Source organism: Streptomyces tauricus, from assembly GCF_014650955.1.
GTDB lineage: Bacteria > Actinomycetota > Actinomycetes > Streptomycetales > Streptomycetaceae > Streptomyces > Streptomyces tauricus.
The window spans coordinates 760,606-776,330 of record NZ_BMVY01000001.1; the positions used below are offsets into that span (position 1 = coordinate 760,606).

Here is a 15,725-nt window from a genome sequence, read left to right on the forward strand (position 1 = left end):
TCATACCCCCCGCTGGGATGCCGGTGTGACACGTGCCAGCACCAGGTTGACGATCAGGTTGAAGAGGACGACCAGGACGATCGACACCACGAGGACGCCCTGCACGGCCGGTACGTCGCCGGCCTGGGCGGAGTCGTTGGCGAACCGGCCGAAGCCCTGCAGCCCGAAGATCCACTCGGTGACGACGGAGGCGCCGACCAGGGCGGGGAACTTCAGGCCGAGGGTGGCCAGGGCCGGGCCGATGCCGTTGCGGAGCACATGGCCGAGGAAGATCCGACGCGGACTCAGGCCCCGTACCACCGCGCCCGTCACGTAGTTCTCACGGAAGGCCGCGACGAGGCTGCCACGAAGTTGGCGGGCCACGTCGGCGACGACGTCGAAGCTGAGCGCGAGCGCCGGGAGGGTGATGTGCGCGAGCCAGGGACCGAAGCCCTGTTCCGCCGGGATGTAACCGGCGGAGGGGAACAGGTGCAGTCCCACGGCGAAGACCGCGACCAGCACGATGCCGACGACGAACGCGGGCATCACCGAGATCAGGGTGACGAAGCCGGTGATGGCCCGGTCGATCCAGGTGGTGCGCTTGAGCGCCGCGAGCGTGCCGAGGGTGAAGCCGAGGACGACACCGATGATCAGTGCGAACGTGGCGACGGACAGGCTCACTCCGAGGCCGAGGCCGATGAGTGTGGAGATGTCGGCGCCGTTGGTCCAGCTGGTGCCGAGCTGTCCGTGCAGGACACCGGTGAACCAGTCCCAGTACTGGACCAGGAAGGGCCGGTCGAGACCCCACTGGGCCTCGACCCGTGCGATCGCCTCGGGTGTCGCCTCCTCGCCCAACTGGATCCGGGCCGGGCTGAGTCCGCTCATCGACCGCAGCGCGAAGGTCACGAAGGTCGCGACCAGGAAGACGGGTACGAAGATGGCGACCGACCGGGCCAGGGTGACCAGGAGGCGGCCGAGCGTGTGCCGCACCCTGGTCCCGACGACCCCGCGACGGCGGGCAGGCGGGGCCTGTTCCGCGGTCGTCGTCATGGGCTTGCCCCTCTCTTGTGGTGGTCTTGTGGTGGGTTCCGTGCTGGGCGTACCGGTACCGGGTGGGTGTCAGCTGCCGGAGATGGTCACGCCGGTCCAGTCGATGTGGGCCGGGTTCTTGGGCAGGTCCGAGATCGACTTGCTCTTGGCGATGAGGTTCGGCTGGGAGTAGGTGAACACCAGCGCCTTGCTTTCGAGGCCCGCCCGGGTCGCCGCCTGGAGCACCTTCGTGTAGTCGGGGGCGTCCAGCGGGGTCTCGCGCACCTTGGCGATGGCGGCCTCGAAACCGTCCGGCTCGTAGGGCGTGCTGAGGTTCAGCGGGCCGTTGGGGCCGAAGTGGGCGGTGAGGGTCTGCGCCGCGGAGTCACGGCCGGTGGTCCCGTACAGCGAGAACGTCAGGTCCTTCGCGAAGAAGGGGGTGGCCCAGTTCTTGTCTATCTTGATGGTGACCTTGATGCCGACCTTGGCGAGCTGCGACTGGACGATCTCCGCCTGGGGGTCCTCCGCGGGGATGACCAGGTTCAGCTTGATGTCGCCGGACTTGTAGCCCGCCTCGGCGAGGAGCTTCTTCGACTTCGCCGGGTCGTAGGGGTAGGCGTTCTCCGACTCGGGGTCGTAGGCCTCGTACCCCTTGGGGAACGGCTGGTCGGTCACCTCGCCGTAGCCGAAGGTCAGCTTGTCGACGAACTCCTTGCGGTTGACCGCGTGGCGTACGGCGTCGACGACCCTGTCGTTGTCGAAGGGTGCCTTGTTGACGTTGAGGCTGAGGTTGGAGGCGTTGAAGCCCGGCTGTACGAAGACGTCCAGGCCGGCCTTCTTGGCGGCGGAGGCCTGACTCGGGTCCAGGTCGGCGAAGTTGTAGACGCCGGTCCGCAGGCCGGAGACGACGGTGGAGGCGTCGGGGGCGGAGGTCAGCTCGACGTTGTCGATGTGGATGTTCTTCGCGTCCCAGTAGTCCGGGTTCTTCTTCAGGAGCGCCTTGGTGCCCGGGATCACCTGGGTGACGACGAACGGGCCCGCGCCGACCGGGTTCTGGTCCAGCTTCTCGGGGTTCTTCGCTGCCTTGGGGCTGGCGATCTGCAGCACCCGCTGACCGAGCAACTGGGGTATCTGGTAGTCGACCTGGCTGAGGTGCAGGACCGCGTCAAGACCGTCGGCGTCCACCGACTTGATGGAGGTCAAGTCACCGAAGAGCGCCGAGTTCTTCTGCTTCTGCGCCCGTTCGATGGCCGCCTTGACCGCGGCGGCGTCGACCGGCTCGCCGTCGCTGAACTTCAGGCCGGAGCGCAGATGGAAGGTGATCTGGTCACCCTTGTCGTTGTACTCCCAGCTCTTGGCGAGGTCGGGAACGGCCTTGCCGCTCTCGTCCGTACGGGTCAACGAGGCGTAGGCGAGGGCGAGTTCACGGAACTGCGCGCCGCTGCCTCCGACCACCGGGTCCCAGTGGGTCGGGAAGTACGAAGAGGTCCACTTCAGCGTGGACCCGCCGCTCGACGCGGCGGAGTCACCGCCGCAGGCGCTCAGGACGGGGGTGAGCACGGCGACGAAGGCGGTGCCGAGGGCTGCGGCCCGCAGGCGGCCTGCACCTCGGGACGTACGGCGGTCCGGTCCGGGGCGGTGGGTGATGAGGTGAGCGGGCATCTCGTTCTTCCTGTGGCGGGCTCCGGCCGGGGCCGGGGCGGGAGGAGCAAGGCGAATGGGCCGGGCTGACGGAACAAGGCAGACGGGCCGAGCCGGCAGGCAGGGCAGACAGGCCGGCCTCGTCCCGCACGGAACGTCGACTCGGACCCGCACGGGCATGCCGGGGACAGCGCCGGCGTGCACCTGGGCATGCGGCGCTCAGGGCACGAGGCATTGAGGGCAGGAGGGAGTCGACGGGCTCGCGGGGAGGGCGGCCGGGGGTGTGGAAGGTGTACGCCGGGGCGCGGCGAAAGCGACCGCGGACGGAAGGCGCGAAGGGACGCCCGAACAGCGGGCGCGAACGGGGGGGCGCGAACAGAGGGCGCGGATGCGAGAGCGGCTCAGTCGAGCACTGGACGGCCAGTGCCGGAGGCGGCGGTCAGGCGTCCGCGGACCGGGGACGGCGAAGGGTCAGCGACAGAGTGCGCTGCTGGTGCGCCGCAGGTCCACGTAGCGGCACACCACACCGGGGTGCGTCGTAAGCATGGTGCTCATCCTGGGGGCTCCCGCAACCGACTGTCAATGGACACCAATTGGTGTCTCATTGGGCGGGACGGCGTCCGTCGCAGATCACAGCTCCGGCCACCATGAACTCAGGGTGCGGCGGGGTGTGTCGCCGCCTCGTCGGGGTGCAGCCACAGGGGCCCGTTGGCCGTGTCCACCCGTACGGCACCCGGGGGCGGCCAGTGCCCCTCCGTCAGCAGCGCGCGCTCCGGATCGGTCAGGCTGCGGTAGCGCTCCAGCGCGTCCGCCGGAGTGAGCGGCGCGGGGGCTACCGCCGGCCCGGGACCCACTTCCTCGACGGCAGCCGCGTACGCCTCGTAGGGCCGCCAGCCGGGTACGACGCGGTACTCGCCCGCGGTCCGGACGAGCAAAGTCGGCAGCGCGTACCGGTGTCCGCCCTCGGCGGTCTCCTTGGCGGCGCCCGGATGCGGCGACCCGCCCCGCGCGGAGAGCACGTCGGCCACCGGACGGCGGGCCTCCAGCCGGTCGGCGCGCACCTGCTCCAGCACCGCTCCGGAGGCGGCGTCGACCGCGAGCCGCCGCGGATCCAGGTCCGGTACGCCCCGGACCGCGGCCAACGCCAACTCGGTGGTGTCCGCGGGTTCGCCGAGCACGAAGACGCTCTCCCGCAGCCGCCGCAGCACCCGTTCGGCCACCTCCGGGCCCTGCGGTTCGGCGGCTTTGGCGACGAGCGAGGCGGGCCAGGAGTCGGCCGGCATACGGCTGAGCCGCACGGCGCGCGGGGCCCGGGTGTGCGAGCTGATCTCCTCGACGTAGCGCGCGTACCAGGCCCTCTCCGCCGCCGGGTCGGGCGGCGGATCGTCGTCGTGATCGAAGAGGATCGCGTACGCCCTCCGCCAGCGCACCCGGCCGGCCAGCGCCGCCCGCAACGCGCGGAAGACGGGCTCGGATCCCCAGGCCCAGGGGCACAACGGGTCGGTGTACTCGACGACTTCGACCGCTGCCGGGCCCGGTGCCGAGGCGGGTAGCCATGCGCGTACCGAGGCGGGTACCGAGGCCGAGATCGGTACCGGTTCCGGTGACGGTGGCGCGCCTGTCACGCGGCGCCTCTCCCGGCAAACCGTTCCGTGGCCCCCACGGTTCTCGTGGCTCCCGTCGCTCCCGTCGCTGTCGTGGCTCCCGTGGCTCCCGTGGCTCCCGTGGTGAGCAGCGAGGTCAGAGTCACCCCGCCCAGGACCGCCGCGGCACCCGCCTCGACCTCTCGCCACACATCGGGCAGCCCGGTCGCGGGGCCCGGGTAGTCGAGGCCCGCCAGCGGCTCGCCGCGCAGGGTGATCAACTCACCGTCCACGGCACGCGTGACGTCCAGCAGGGTGATGTCCTCGGCGGGTCTGCCGAGCCAGTAACCGCCCTCGCAGCCGCGCTGGCTGCGCACCAGGCCGGCTCTGCGCAGTTCACCCACCACGGACTTCAGGAAGCGGAACGGGATCTCCTGCGAGGAGGCGATGGCTTCACAGGTGAGCGGACGGGAAGGTTCGCGGGCGAGCTCCAGCAGCGCCCTCATGGCGTAGTCCGCCTTCGCGGAAATATGCATGCGCACATCATGCCTGAGGAGTGGGTCGGCAGGCGGGGCTTCGGCGGCTTGTTTCCAACATTGCGGGAACATTGCCGCAGGTGAAAGGCAATGGACACCTCTTGACATCCTTTTCGGGGCCGCTCTAGCGTCGCCGCCATGAGCGAGCCGCTGACGACCCCCGGTGAGGGTTTCCACCCGCACCTCCACGACACACCGGACCCGGACCACCCGACCGCACCCCTGCGCGGCCGTCTGCACCACATCCGCGCCGGCGCCCTGGACGGCGACACCGCGCAGAGCGGTGGCATGCGCAGGTTCGCGGCTGTCAGCGGGAAGACGGTCGGCTCCGAGAAGCTGTGGATGGGCCAGACACATGTGGCCCCGTCGACGGCTTCCTCCGACCACCATCACGGTGAGTCCGAGACCGCCATCTATGTGGTGAGCGGGCACCCCGAGTTCGTCTTCATCGACGACTCGGGCGAAGGCGACGGCGACGGCGAGGAGCCGAAGGAGGTACGGCTGCGGACCTCCCCCGGCGACTACATCTTCGTACCGCCGTTCGTCCCGCACCGGGAGGAGAACCCGGACCCGGACGACGAGGCGGTGGTCGTCATCGCCCGCAGCACGCAGGAGGCGATCGTGGTCAACCTCCCCCAGCTGTACGCGCTTTCGCCGGACGAGTCCTGACGCACCGAGTGGCCCAGGGCCTTCGGTGCGTCAGCTGACAGCTGGGCCGGGCGGCTGGGCGCCCGCGGCGAGAAGCACGTCGATCGTCTCCGGGTGGGGCCCGGCCATCGCCCACTCCAGCGGGGAGCGACCCGTGCCATGGTCCTCGCGGAGCCGGGGATCGGCGCCGTGCGCCAGAAGTGCGCGAACCGTCTCTACGTGTCCCCAGCAAGCGGCCCCGCACAGGGGTGTGCCTTCCGCGCCGCGCCCGCTCTCGGTGTCGGGCCGGGCCCCGGCCGCGAGCAGGCGAAGCACATGGTCGGTGGCGCCATGGACCGAGGCGGCGTAAAGGGGCCTGGTCCCTTCGGAGTTGGCCGCCTCGGGGTCGGCACCGGCTCGCAGGAGTGCGTCGATCTCGCCGCTGTCGCCGAAGGTCGCCGCGTTGATGAGCCGCTGGGACAGTTTCTTCTGCCGACGCCTGTTCACAGTGCCCCCGAAGCCGGAGTCGAAGCCGGAGCCGCGGGCGTCTCTCCGGCCGCGTGGAACTCATGCACCACCTGGATCCCGCCGACGATGTGCGCGTTGAACTCGTCGAGCTCCTCGGCCGGTACCCACAGCTCCAGGATCGTCCGCCCGCCCGCCTGTCGGACCGGGTACCTGCGTACGAAGTCGGAGTCGACGTCAAACCTGGTGACGAAGCCGGCGCCGTCGTGCTTGACGTTCCAGTCCCGCGCGATCCTGACGGCGTAGTCCTCGTTGAGGACCGGGTAGAAGATCGGCTGCTCGGGAAGCCGGGGCGGCCAGGCACGCCAGTCCAGCGCACGGACCAGCTCCAGCTCCTTGGGGCCGGTGGGGCGCCACAGGGTCGTCGTCGCTCGGGGGCTGGTCACTGGAATCACTCTCTGGACGAGGGAGGGCCGGGCAACGGCTGCCGCGGCCTGCCGGGAGCCCGACGGTATCGGCAGCTCCGGCGCACGGCCAGCGGGTTTCCGAGCGGCCTCCACCAGGCACCGCGTCGTGCCGCCGACGATGGAATCGGTGAACCGCCGGAGAACGCGAGAGGGCCCGGACCTCACGGTCCGGACCCTCTTCGACAGTAGCGGGGACAGGATTTGAACCTGCGACCTCTGGGTTATGAGCCCAGCGAGCTACCGAGCTGCTCCACCCCGCGTCGACATCGCCTACCATACGCCATCATCGAGGGCCTCGATGACCACCCACCGCGACCACGGGGCCTCCGGGCGGCCCCCGCGCCACCTCCGTGCGGCCTCCGTGCGGCCTCCCTGTGGCGCATCCGCGCTGTGCGAGGGGCCGTCGCAGCGCCCGGGTGAGCTGTGAATCGGCCGGGAACGCGGGTAGTTGAAGAGCGCACCCGGTAACGCGGGGTGTGGCGGCCGCCGTCTTCTGTCTGCGACGACGGCGGCCGCCTGCGTGAGGACTCGCGTCGTCCCCTGACGCGAGAGCCTCGCGCGGGATCGTCCTCGCGGCACTCGGGGCGCGCGGGAGTACGCCCCGACTCGAAAAGCCGGGAGGACGAGGGACCGGGGTCCGCGCAGAGCATCGCGGGATGCGGACTCCGGTTTCCCGTGTGGCGTGGTGGTCTCTCGGGCCCGGGGACTGGGGGCCGCCTGCTGGGGCCCGCCGCGGCGGGCCGCCCGGCTGCCCGTGCGGGAGCCGATGTCTCTGTCCGAGATCTTAGAACGTCGCTGGTACGAGGCAAGAACGCGTTTCGGCCCCGACGGGCGGGACGTGCCGGATCGTATGGGGTCGGACGCACCCCGGGCCCACCACTGTGACCCCACCACCGATAATCGCCGCATGGTGACCCCGCGAAGCACGGGCACCGCGATCGGAAGGAAGGCGGGCCATGGTCTCGTACGTCATCATCCCCGGGATCGACGGTTCGGACGAGCGGCACTGGCAGAGCTTGTGGGAGAAGCGGTGGGGCGGCTCGGCTGTCCGTATCGCGCCGGCCTCGTGGAGCAGGCCCGAGCTGTCGGACTGGGTCGACGCGGTCCAGACCGCCTACGAGTCCGTCGCGCGGCACGACAGCCAGGTCGTACTGGTGGCGCACAGCCTCGGCTGCTGGACGGCCGCGGAGTGGCTGGACCGTGTGCGGCCCACCGGGGTCGCGGCCTTCCTGGTCGCTCCTCCGAACACCCGGGCCACATCGTTCCCTGGCCGGGCGGCGGCCTCGTTCGTGGACGTGACCGCTCGCCCGCTGCCGTGCCGCAGTCTGCTGGTGGCCGGCGACGACGACCCGTACTGCGATCCGGCGGCGTCCGCCGCGTTCGCGCGCGACTGGCAGGCAGAACCGCATCTCGTCGAGAACTGCGGTCACATCAACTCGGACAGCGGTCTCGGCGACTGGCCGGTGGGACAGGAGCTCCTGCGCACGCTCGTCGACCGGCCGAACGCGTAGGCCGTGGCCCGTGCCGGGTCTCCGACCACTGACCGGATCGGTCCGCTTCGGGACCCGATGCGGTGTGTCGTGGCGCCCCACGTGTGACACAGACTCTGGGCATGAACCGAGCACTGATCGTCATCGATGTCCAGGAGTCCTTCCGCGCCCGTCCGCTGTGGTCGACGATCTCCGACCCGAAGATCGCCGACCAGGTGAACCGGCTGGTCCGGCTCGCCCGCGCGGCCGGGGACCTCGTGGTGTGGGTACTGCACTGCGAGCCCGGCAGCGGCGATGTCTTCGACCCGGCCCTCGGCCATGTCCGGCTCATGGAGGAACTGGAGCAGGAGGAGGGTGAGCCGCTGATCCACAAGACCTCGCACAACGCCTTCACCACGACCAACCTCCAGCAGGTGCTCACCGAACGCGGGGTCCGCGAACTCGTCGTCTGCGGCATCCGCACCGAGCAGTGCGTGGAGACCACCACCCGTGTCGCGAGCGACCTCGGTTACCAGGTCACCTTCGTCACCGACGCGACCGCGACCAACCCCATCCCGCACCGCGACGCCCCCGACGACCAGAGCGTCGCCGACCTGCTGGCCGACCCTCGTACGCTCGCCGCCGACGAGGTCGTCCGGCGCACCGAGTACGCCCTGGCCGGACGCTTCGCCACCATCGCGACGGTCGACGGTCTTGAGGCCGCGGCAGCACATCGGGCATGATGACCGGATCGTGAGTCACATCGTCTTCTTCCTGGTGCCCGGAGTCCATCTGCTGGATCTGGCCGGCCCCGCGCAGGTCTTCTCCACCGCCGACGACTTCGGGTACCCGTACACGCTGTCCTACGTCGCCGAGCGGCCCCAGGTCCGCACGGCTCAGGGGCTGCCGCTGGTGGCCCGGCTCGACTGGCCGGAGCTCGGACCCGAGGACCTGGTCGTGGTGCCCGGCTGGCGGGCGGGCACCCTGGCCGACAGCCCCGCCATCGGCAGCGCCCCTCTGCGGGCCATCAGGGAGCACCACACCCGGGGCGGCACGGTGGCCAGCGTCTGCGCCGGGGCCGAGGCCCTCGGTCAGGCCGGTCTGCTGGACGGCCGTCACTGCACCACCCACCATGACGTGCAGGACGAGCTGGCCCGGCGTCATCCGCGGGCGCTGGTCGTCCGCGACGTGCTGTTCACCACGGACGACCGGGTGGTCACCTCGGCCGGTATCGCCAGTGGCATCGATCTGGCCCTGCACCTGGTCGCGGGCCGGCACGGTCCCGCCGTCGCCGCCCAGGTGGCCCGGGAGATGGTCGTCTACGCCCGCCGCAACGGTCACGAACCGCAGTCCAGCGCGATGCTCCGGCACCGTTCGCACCTCGACGACACCGTGCACCGGGCGCAGGACCTGATCGACGAGCGCTTCGACCAGCCGCTCCCCCTGCCCACCGTGGCCTCGGCCGTGGGGGTCAGCGAACGCACCCTCACCCGTCTCTTCAGCCGCGCCACCGGGCTGACCCCCCTGCGCTATCAGCAGACACTCCGGCTCGAACGCGCCCAGCACCTCATCAGCCATGGCGCGACCATGGACGCCGCCGCCCGTTCCGTGGGCTTCGAGGACCCGCGCATGCTGCGTCGCCTGCGCGCCCGCACCACCTGATCACGGTAGTCGGCACCGGGGCAGTCCGCCGGACTCGGCGCGCGGCGAGGGGAGTTGGGCGTGGCCCGCCTCCGGAGACTCCATGTTTCTGCCCCGGACCGGAGGCCGAGCGGGGCGTCGTCGGGGAGGCCGCCGTCGGCGTCGTACCAGGGTTGGCCGAATACCGGCGCCCGCACATGCGCCGGCTCCGCGGGCCCGGTGCGACGCTCCCAACATGCCTCCACCGACGCGCTTCCGTCACAGCAGGTACCGCGCGCGTACGGCCCCAGTAGTGCGTGGGCCGGTGTCATGAAGGGTCACATCTGCGGGTAAAGTTGTGCCGGTGCTTGGGCAATAGGCACATGTCCTCCATGAACCTCACCAGTGGAAGAACGTGAGGTTCGTGTGAGCGTTCTGTCGTGCCCAAGCGTGTAAGGAAGACCGTGTCGTGAGCCAGGAATCCCCTCACCCACTCCCCCGCAACACCTCTCGTTCCGCCGGCATGCCGGAAACGGACGAGACGGCGGGGCAGCGCAACCGACGGCTGGCACACATCGGTGTCGCGCATGCGCAGCGGGTCCTGACCGGCCGTTACCGCCTTGCCTCACAGCAGGAGGCGTTCGAATTGCTGCGGCAGACCTCACAGCAGTTCAACATCAAGCTGCACACACTGGCCGATGCCGTACTGCACACCGCGCCACCCGACACCGACGCCGAACTGTGGTTCCCCAGACGCGCCCGCTACAGCCCTCCGCCGCTTCCGAACCTGGCGGTGGACGAGTCGAGCCGCACCAACCACGGGGTGGTGCTGAGGAACGCGATGCGGCGCGTACTGCACATCACCGAAACCACCATGGGCAACGTGCAGTTGGCGGAGCAGGGCATGCTGCGCCTGGAGAAGCACACCGGGCTGAACCAGGAGTTCACCGAGTTCTTCGCGTTCGTACGGGATTCCACGACGTCCTGTGCGCAGTCCGCCGAACAGCGCCAGCAGATCACGGTGAAGGACGTGGCGGTCGCGGACGTCTTCGACGACGAGTCCCGGCACGCGATCCTGCAGACAGGCAGCCGGGCCGCCCACAGTGTGCCGCTGGTGGGCCGCAAGGACCGGGTCGTGGGCATCATCTCCAGCCATCACGAACAGCCCCTGACCGACTTCACCCGTGCGCAACTCGCCGCTCTGGAAGCCGTCGGCACACATGTGGGTCACTGGTTGCTCTGGCACCGGCACACCATCGTCCTGGACGCACTGGAACAGCTCCATGCCACCGCCCGCGTCCAAGCTGGTGAGTCGGGCTGACCCACATACGTGCGGTACGGCTCCGGCGCGTCCTCCCATGTCCCGCGGATCACCAGCTTCGGCCAGGGGGTTACGGGCCGGCGTCGCCCGCCGCTTCGGCGCGGCGCAATGCGTTGTAGCGTTCCCACAGTTCGGGTCGCGTGTCGTCCATGTACCAGGCGCGCAGGAAGAGTTCCAGGAAGGCGCTCTCCGACTCGTCGCCGCCCCGGCGGTAGAGGTCGGGGTCCGACTCGACCCACGCGGCCACCGGCCGACGGCCGCCCGCTCCCTCGGCCACGGTCACCCGGAAGACACCATGGCCGGTCCAACTGCGGTGCAGCGACAGCTGATCGCCCTCCAGGTACGCGTCCCACTTCTCCTCCATGCTGAGGGACCGCACGCCGTGCCGCACACGCTGCCACTGCCCCGGCGTCCACTCCAGCCGGGGCACCGGAATGCTCTCGGGCCGACGCAGGGGCGTCACCTCATCACCCAGTGCGGTACGGGTGAGGTCCTCGCCCAGTTCGTTCTCCGCCACCCACTCCGGCAGTGCCTCGCTCGCGGCGCGCCACCCGGCGGGGATGCCGTCCGTGCCCACGCGCGCGGCGATGATCCCGCCGACGATCGCGCATGTGGTGTCCACGTCCCCGCCCACCGACGCACACGCCCACAACGCCTCCTCGAAGTCCTCCAGGTGCCGGGCCGCGCACCAGAGGGCGAAGGGCACCGTGTCCGCCGCGCTCACCCGCCGCCCGTTGCCGAGCCGATGCGCCGCGTACTCGGCGTGCGGCTGGCTCAGCAGCTCCCGGGCCTCGGCGACACCCGCCCGGATCCGGCCCTGCGGTGTCAGTTCCTCCACCGTCGCCAGCAATTGGGCTCCGGTCACCGGCCGTACCCGCCCGCGAGCCGCACAGGCGGCGGCGACCGCGATCGCGGCGGCTCCGGCCACGGCCTCCGGGTGCGTGTGGGTCACCCGGGCCTGCCGGCCGGCCTGCGCGGCGGCCTCGGCCGGATCCACGGCGAACCACGCCCCGAGGGGCGCCACCCGCATCGCGGCCCCGTTGCCCCACGACCCCTGGCCGTCGAACAGTTCCGCGGCCAGCTCCTGCCACCTGCCGCCCTCCCGGACGAGCCGCAGCAGCCGGTTCATCGCCGGGCCGTAGCCGCGGTCGAAGTCGTGCCGGCGGGCGAAGCCCTGCGCGAGGTCGTACTGGTCCACGCTGCCGCGCCGGCGCAGCACCTCGAAGACCGAGCAGGCCATTTCCGTGTCGTCCGTCCAGGGCCACTCGGCGGTGGGGAGCCGGCGTTCCCGCAGGCCGGGAAGGTTCTCCGGTACGAAGAACTGGGCTCCGAAGGCGTCACCGACCGCCAGGCCACGCAGCGCGTCGCGGGCCGCGGAGCGGTGATCGAAGGAGTCGGAGAGGCCGGAGAAGTCGGCTGATGTGAAGGAATCGTCGGCGGAAGGATCGTGGATGGGCAGATCGGTGGACATCTCGCTCATCCTGCCAAGTACGCCTTCCTCGGCGCCACATGGAATCGCCGCGCGGCGGGAGGTTAACTTCCCGAGAACTCATCGGACGAGACGGTGAAAATCTTCGTGGTTGTCATTGACATGTCAGCGTCTACGCGCGTCATCATGGGGGCATGAGATTCCCCCCACGAATCACTCGCATCGGCGCCGCAGCCGCCGTTCTGTCCGCTCTCCTCGTCGGCGGCACAGCGACCGCCGAGGCCGCGGGCACGTCCGCCTCGGCGGTCGGCAGCATCTGCTACGGCAGTCTGCCGTCCCAGGCGCACGACACGCTGGACCTGATCGAGCAGGGCGGCCCCTACCCCTACTCGCAGGACGGCAGCGTCTTCCAGAACCGGGAAGGCATCCTGCCCAGCCGGTCGACCGGCTACTACCACGAGTACACGGTGATCACGCCCGGCTCCTCCACGCGCGGTGCCCGTCGCATCGTGACCGGTGAGGAAGTCCGGGAGGACTACTACACGGCCGATCACTACGCCTCGTTCAGGCTGGTCAACTACAGCTGCTGACCGGCACGTTCAGGAACCCTCGCCCCGCGGACCCCCCACTCCCATCGGCCGCGGGGCGAGTGGCCTGGCCGCGTACGTGATGCGCACGACGCCGTCCGCGTGCCTCGCCGTGTCCCCCTGTACGCCGAAGACCTCGCGCAGCAGCTCGGGTGTCAGGACCTCCAGGACCGGGCCCGCCGCCACCACCGCGCCCTCGTGGAGCACGACGAGACGGTCGCAGAGCCGCGCGGCCAGGTCGAGGTCGTGCAGGACCGCCAGGGTGGTGATCCCGGTGCTGCGGATGAGCTCCAGGAGTTCGAACCGGGCGCGGATGTCCAGGTGGTTGGTGAGTTCGTCCAGGACCAGCAGGCGCGGCTGCTGAGCGAGTGCGCGGGCCAGCAGGACACGCTGGCGTTCGCCGCCGGACAGGGTGGCCCAGTCCCGGTCCGCGAAGGGCCCGACCCCGCAGCGGCCGACCGCTTCGGCGACCGCCCGACGGTCCTCGGCGCCGTCCCTGTCCATCAGCCCGTGATGGGGCGTCCGGCCCAGGGCGACGATCTCCGTCACGTTCAGGCCGGTCGTCGTGGCGGCGTCCTGAAGGACGGCCGCCGTTCGCAGGGCTGCCGTACGGGACGACAGTGCCCATACGTCGTCCCCGCCCACCCGGACCACTCCCCCGGCCGGCCGGAGTGAGCGGTAGACCGCCCGCAACAGGGTGGACTTCCCACTGCCGTTGGGGCCCACGAGGCCGACGACGTCACCCGGGGCGGCCTCCAGACTCACCTCACGGAGGACGGGCGTGCGGTCCAGGGTGATGCGGAGGTGGTCCACGGTCAGTTTCATGCGCTGTCCAGACCCTTGCTGCGGCGCAGCAGCCACAGGAAGAAGGGGGCGCCCAGGAGGGCGGTGAGGATGCCGAGCGGGAGTTCGTTGGGGCGGGTGAGGGTGCGGGAGAGCAGGTCGACGGCCACGAGGTAGACGGCACCGAGGAGTGCGGTCAGGGGCAGCAGTCTGCGGTGGTCGGCCCCCGTCGTGAGCCGCACCAGATGCGGGATCATCAGGCCGACGAAGCCGACGCCGCCCGCGACCGCGATGACGGTGCCCGTGAGCAGCGCGCTGATCACCAGCAGGACGGCCCGCAGCCGGTTGACGTCCACGCCGAGAGCGGTGGCGGACTCGTCACCGGCCAGCAGGGCGTTGAGCCGCCGCCCGTACAGGGTGAGCAGGACGGTGCTCCCCAGGACCACCACCGTGACGGTGGGCAGTTGGCCCCACTGGGCGCCCGCGACGCTGCCGAGCATCCAGAACATCACGGTACGCAGTTCGGTGGGGGTCGCCATCAGCTGGACGAAACTGGTCATCGACAGGAGGACGTAGCCGACGGCGACCCCGGCCAAAACGAGCCGGGTGGGGGCCAGCCGGCCCTGTCTCCGTCCGAGGGCGAAGACCAGGGCCCCGGCCGCCAGGGCGCCGACGAACGCCGCGCCGGACACGCCCAGTCCGCCCAGTCCGCCGAGGGCGGCGCCGCCGAGGGTGATGACCAGCACGGCGCCCAGGGAGGCCCCGTACGAGAAGCCGAGGACGACGGGGTCGGCGAGCGGGTTGGAGACCAGGGTCTGCAGGACCGCGCCGGCGACGGCGAGGCCCGCGCCGACCAGGGCCGCCAGTGCGACGCGGGGTGCTCTGAACGTCCACACGATCTGGTCCAGCGCCGGGTCGCCGGTGGCTCCGCGGCCGGTGACGTGGTGCAGGAGGACCGACCACACGTCGGTCAGGGGGATGTTCACCGCGCCGATGCTCACCGCCACCACCATGACGGCGACGAGGAGGACCAGCAGCGCGAGGGCCGCGAGCGACAACCGCAGACGGCCCGGGAGGGGCTTCAGAACGTGTCGGGGTGCAGCATCTCGGCGATCTTCGCGACGGCCAGGTCGTTGCTCGGGCCGAGGTACATCGAGTCCGACAGGGCCACGTACGTGTTGTTCTTCGCGGCCGGCCACTGGGGGAACTCCTTCAGCAGTTTCCTGGCGTAGGCCGCCGGGTTCGGGTCGTTGTAGCCGATGACGACGAGCGCGTCGACATCGGTGGCGGCCACCTTCTCCTTGCTCAGGTCGGCGAAGGAGGTCTTGGACGCCGACGCGAAGGCGTTGGTGCCGCCCGCCTCGGCGAGGATGTCGTTGTAGATGCCCTTGGCGACGACCGAGCTGAAGTCGTTGCCGCCCATGGCCATGTTGGAGAAGAGGACCATGACCTTGGGCCGCTTCTCGCCCTTCACCTTGGCGGAGACGCCCGCGATGTTCTTCTCGGACGCGGCGATCAGTCGCTCGGCCCGGTCGCTCCGGTCGAAGACCCTGCCCATGTCCCGCAGGAGCGCGTAACTGTCGGCGATCGTCATCTTCGAGGTGTCCTGGTCGCAGCCCTGCGGGGAGACGTAGGTGCGGGCCCCCACGTCCTTGAGCTGCTCGCGGGTGGCGAAGCCGTTCTTCTCGTCGAAGCCGTAGGAGGTCGTGGACAGCACCAGATCGGGACGCAGGCCGATCATCGCCTCGCGCGGGACGTCATAGGCCTCGTTGAGCTCGACGCCCCCGTCGGGGAGGGCCTTGATGGCCTCGGCCCGGCCCTCGACCTCGGACATCCCGTAGCTCTGCTGGTTGGCGACGACGCTGTCGCCGAGGCCGAGGGCGAGCAGGGTGGAGACCTCCGCCACCGAGGCGCCGTTCATGACGACCACCCTGCTGGGTGCCTCGGTGAACTTCTGGGTCACCCCGCAGTTTTCGAGGGTCACCGGATAGCCCGGCCTCGCCGCGGTGGCTGATGCCTCGGCCGCGGCGCCTGTCGTGCCGGTCGCGTCGGCACAGGCCGTCGTGACCAGACAGAGGGCGCCGGCCAGGGCGACGGCGACCGGCCGTTTCTTCGACATGCGGGGCTCCTTGGTACGTGGGTGGTCCGCCGGCGAACGGCTCTGTTGCAGTAGTCGGGAGAGTCAACTG

At 70.6% G+C, this 15,725-nt stretch carries 16 protein-coding genes and 1 tRNA gene; 6 read left to right on the top strand and 11 right to left on the bottom strand.

What is annotated here, in order from left to right; genetic code table 11:
- From IE278_RS03210 to IE278_RS03225, 4 genes are all read right to left on the bottom strand, one after another.
- On the bottom strand, positions 1 to 1,029 hold the full coding sequence (locus IE278_RS03210; protein ID WP_189768435.1) for an ABC transporter permease: 1,029 nt from the start codon (positions 1,027 to 1,029) through the stop codon (positions 1 to 3).
- A gap of 69 nt (positions 1,030 to 1,098) precedes the next feature.
- On the bottom strand, positions 1,099 to 2,670 hold the full coding sequence (locus tag IE278_RS03215; RefSeq protein WP_189768437.1) for an ABC transporter substrate-binding protein: 1,572 nt from the start codon (positions 2,668 to 2,670) through the stop codon (positions 1,099 to 1,101).
- 632 nt (positions 2,671 to 3,302) lie between these two features.
- On the bottom strand, positions 3,303 to 4,145 hold the full coding sequence (locus IE278_RS03220) for a DsbA family oxidoreductase (protein ID WP_246569926.1): 843 nt from the start codon (positions 4,143 to 4,145) through the stop codon (positions 3,303 to 3,305).
- A 125-nt stretch (positions 4,146 to 4,270) separates the two neighbouring features.
- Positions 4,271 to 4,768: an RrF2 family transcriptional regulator gene (locus IE278_RS03225; RefSeq protein WP_189768439.1), complete on the bottom strand. Its 498-nt coding sequence runs from the start codon at positions 4,766 to 4,768 to the stop codon at positions 4,271 to 4,273.
- 138 nt (positions 4,769 to 4,906) lie between these two features.
- Between IE278_RS03225 and IE278_RS03230 the strand changes: the two genes are divergently transcribed.
- Positions 4,907 to 5,437 (top strand): cupin domain-containing protein, encoded by a 531-nt coding sequence (locus tag IE278_RS03230; RefSeq protein WP_189768441.1) that lies wholly within the window; start codon positions 4,907 to 4,909, stop codon positions 5,435 to 5,437.
- Between the two features lie 30 nt (positions 5,438 to 5,467).
- On the opposite strand, the gene IE278_RS03235 is transcribed toward IE278_RS03230, so the two are convergent.
- From IE278_RS03235 to IE278_RS03245, 3 genes are all read right to left on the bottom strand, one after another.
- Positions 5,468 to 5,902 (bottom strand): ankyrin repeat domain-containing protein, encoded by a 435-nt coding sequence (locus tag IE278_RS03235; RefSeq protein WP_189768444.1) that lies wholly within the window; start codon positions 5,900 to 5,902, stop codon positions 5,468 to 5,470.
- Positions 5,899 to 6,306 (bottom strand): hypothetical protein, encoded by a 408-nt coding sequence (locus IE278_RS03240; protein ID WP_189768446.1) that lies wholly within the window; start codon positions 6,304 to 6,306, stop codon positions 5,899 to 5,901. The genes IE278_RS03235 and IE278_RS03240 overlap by 4 nt, the downstream gene beginning before the upstream one ends.
- Positions 6,307 to 6,513: 207 nt before the next feature.
- A tRNA-Met gene (locus IE278_RS03245) sits at positions 6,514 to 6,587 on the bottom strand.
- A 696-nt stretch (positions 6,588 to 7,283) separates the two neighbouring features.
- Between IE278_RS03245 and IE278_RS03250 the strand changes: the two genes are divergently transcribed.
- The 4 genes from IE278_RS03250 to IE278_RS03265 all read left to right on the top strand — a co-directional run bounded on the left by IE278_RS03250 (position 7,284) and on the right by IE278_RS03265 (position 10,737).
- Positions 7,284 to 7,838: an RBBP9/YdeN family alpha/beta hydrolase gene (locus IE278_RS03250; protein ID WP_189768448.1), complete on the top strand. Its 555-nt coding sequence runs from the start codon at positions 7,284 to 7,286 to the stop codon at positions 7,836 to 7,838.
- Positions 7,839 to 7,939: 101 nt separating this feature from the next.
- Complete coding sequence (locus tag IE278_RS03255; RefSeq protein ID WP_189768451.1) at positions 7,940 to 8,539, top strand: cysteine hydrolase family protein; 600 nt, start codon at positions 7,940 to 7,942, stop codon at positions 8,537 to 8,539.
- A gap of 10 nt (positions 8,540 to 8,549) precedes the next feature.
- Positions 8,550 to 9,458, top strand: a complete 909-nt coding sequence (locus IE278_RS03260) for a GlxA family transcriptional regulator (protein ID WP_189768452.1) — start codon at positions 8,550 to 8,552, stop codon at positions 9,456 to 9,458.
- A gap of 481 nt (positions 9,459 to 9,939) precedes the next feature.
- On the top strand, positions 9,940 to 10,737 hold the full coding sequence (locus IE278_RS03265) for a GAF and ANTAR domain-containing protein (RefSeq protein ID WP_189768454.1): 798 nt from the start codon (positions 9,940 to 9,942) through the stop codon (positions 10,735 to 10,737).
- 70 nt (positions 10,738 to 10,807) lie between these two features.
- Here IE278_RS03265 and IE278_RS43070 read toward each other — a convergent pair whose 3' ends face one another.
- A complete protein-coding gene (locus IE278_RS43070) occupies positions 10,808 to 12,217 on the bottom strand; it encodes an ADP-ribosylglycohydrolase family protein (protein WP_308434874.1) in 1,410 nt (469 codons plus the stop codon).
- Positions 12,218 to 12,360: 143 nt separating this feature from the next.
- Between IE278_RS43070 and IE278_RS03275 the strand changes: the two genes are divergently transcribed.
- The gene (locus tag IE278_RS03275; protein ID WP_189768456.1) at positions 12,361 to 12,756 is read left to right on the top strand and encodes a guanyl-specific ribonuclease; all 396 of its coding nucleotides are present in this window, start codon (positions 12,361 to 12,363) and stop codon (positions 12,754 to 12,756) included.
- A 9-nt stretch (positions 12,757 to 12,765) separates the two neighbouring features.
- On the opposite strand, the gene IE278_RS03280 is transcribed toward IE278_RS03275, so the two are convergent.
- From IE278_RS03280 to IE278_RS03290, 3 genes are all read right to left on the bottom strand, one after another.
- Positions 12,766 to 13,578, bottom strand: coding sequence for an ABC transporter ATP-binding protein (locus tag IE278_RS03280; RefSeq protein ID WP_189768458.1), 813 nt, complete (start codon positions 13,576 to 13,578; stop codon positions 12,766 to 12,768).
- Entirely contained in the window at positions 13,575 to 14,549 is a 975-nt protein-coding gene (locus IE278_RS03285; RefSeq protein ID WP_189769064.1) for a FecCD family ABC transporter permease, read from the bottom strand. The genes IE278_RS03280 and IE278_RS03285 overlap by 4 nt, the downstream gene beginning before the upstream one ends.
- A 68-nt stretch (positions 14,550 to 14,617) precedes the next feature.
- Positions 14,618 to 15,655, bottom strand: coding sequence for an ABC transporter substrate-binding protein (locus IE278_RS03290; protein WP_189768460.1), 1,038 nt, complete (start codon positions 15,653 to 15,655; stop codon positions 14,618 to 14,620).
- Positions 15,656 to 15,725: the final 70 nt, after the last annotated feature.

What these genes read in the sequence shown, in the direction of transcription:
- IE278_RS03210 (WP_189768435.1), bottom strand. Translation starts at nt 1,029, where the DNA reads ATGACGACGACCGCGGAACAGGCCCCGCCTGCCCGCCGTCGCGGGGTC.
- IE278_RS03215 (WP_189768437.1), bottom strand. Translation starts at nt 2,670, where the DNA reads ATGCCCGCTCACCTCATCACCCACCGCCCCGGACCGGACCGCCGTACG.
- IE278_RS03225 (WP_189768439.1), bottom strand. Translation starts at nt 4,768, where the DNA reads ATGCATATTTCCGCGAAGGCGGACTACGCCATGAGGGCGCTGCTGGAG.
- IE278_RS03230 (WP_189768441.1), top strand. Translation starts at nt 4,907, where the DNA reads ATGAGCGAGCCGCTGACGACCCCCGGTGAGGGTTTCCACCCGCACCTC.
- IE278_RS03250 (WP_189768448.1), top strand. Translation starts at nt 7,284, where the DNA reads ATGGTCTCGTACGTCATCATCCCCGGGATCGACGGTTCGGACGAGCGG.
- IE278_RS03255 (WP_189768451.1), top strand. Translation starts at nt 7,940, where the DNA reads ATGAACCGAGCACTGATCGTCATCGATGTCCAGGAGTCCTTCCGCGCC.
- IE278_RS03265 (WP_189768454.1), top strand. Translation starts at nt 9,940, where the DNA reads ATGCCGGAAACGGACGAGACGGCGGGGCAGCGCAACCGACGGCTGGCA.
- IE278_RS43070 (WP_308434874.1), bottom strand. Translation starts at nt 12,217, where the DNA reads ATGAGCGAGATGTCCACCGATCTGCCCATCCACGATCCTTCCGCCGAC.
- IE278_RS03275 (WP_189768456.1), top strand. Translation starts at nt 12,361, where the DNA reads ATGAGATTCCCCCCACGAATCACTCGCATCGGCGCCGCAGCCGCCGTT.
- IE278_RS03280 (WP_189768458.1), bottom strand. Translation starts at nt 13,578, where the DNA reads ATGAAACTGACCGTGGACCACCTCCGCATCACCCTGGACCGCACGCCC.
- IE278_RS03285 (WP_189769064.1), bottom strand. Translation starts at nt 14,549, where the DNA reads ATGGTGGTGGCGGTGAGCATCGGCGCGGTGAACATCCCCCTGACCGAC.
- IE278_RS03290 (WP_189768460.1), bottom strand. Translation starts at nt 15,655, where the DNA reads ATGTCGAAGAAACGGCCGGTCGCCGTCGCCCTGGCCGGCGCCCTCTGT.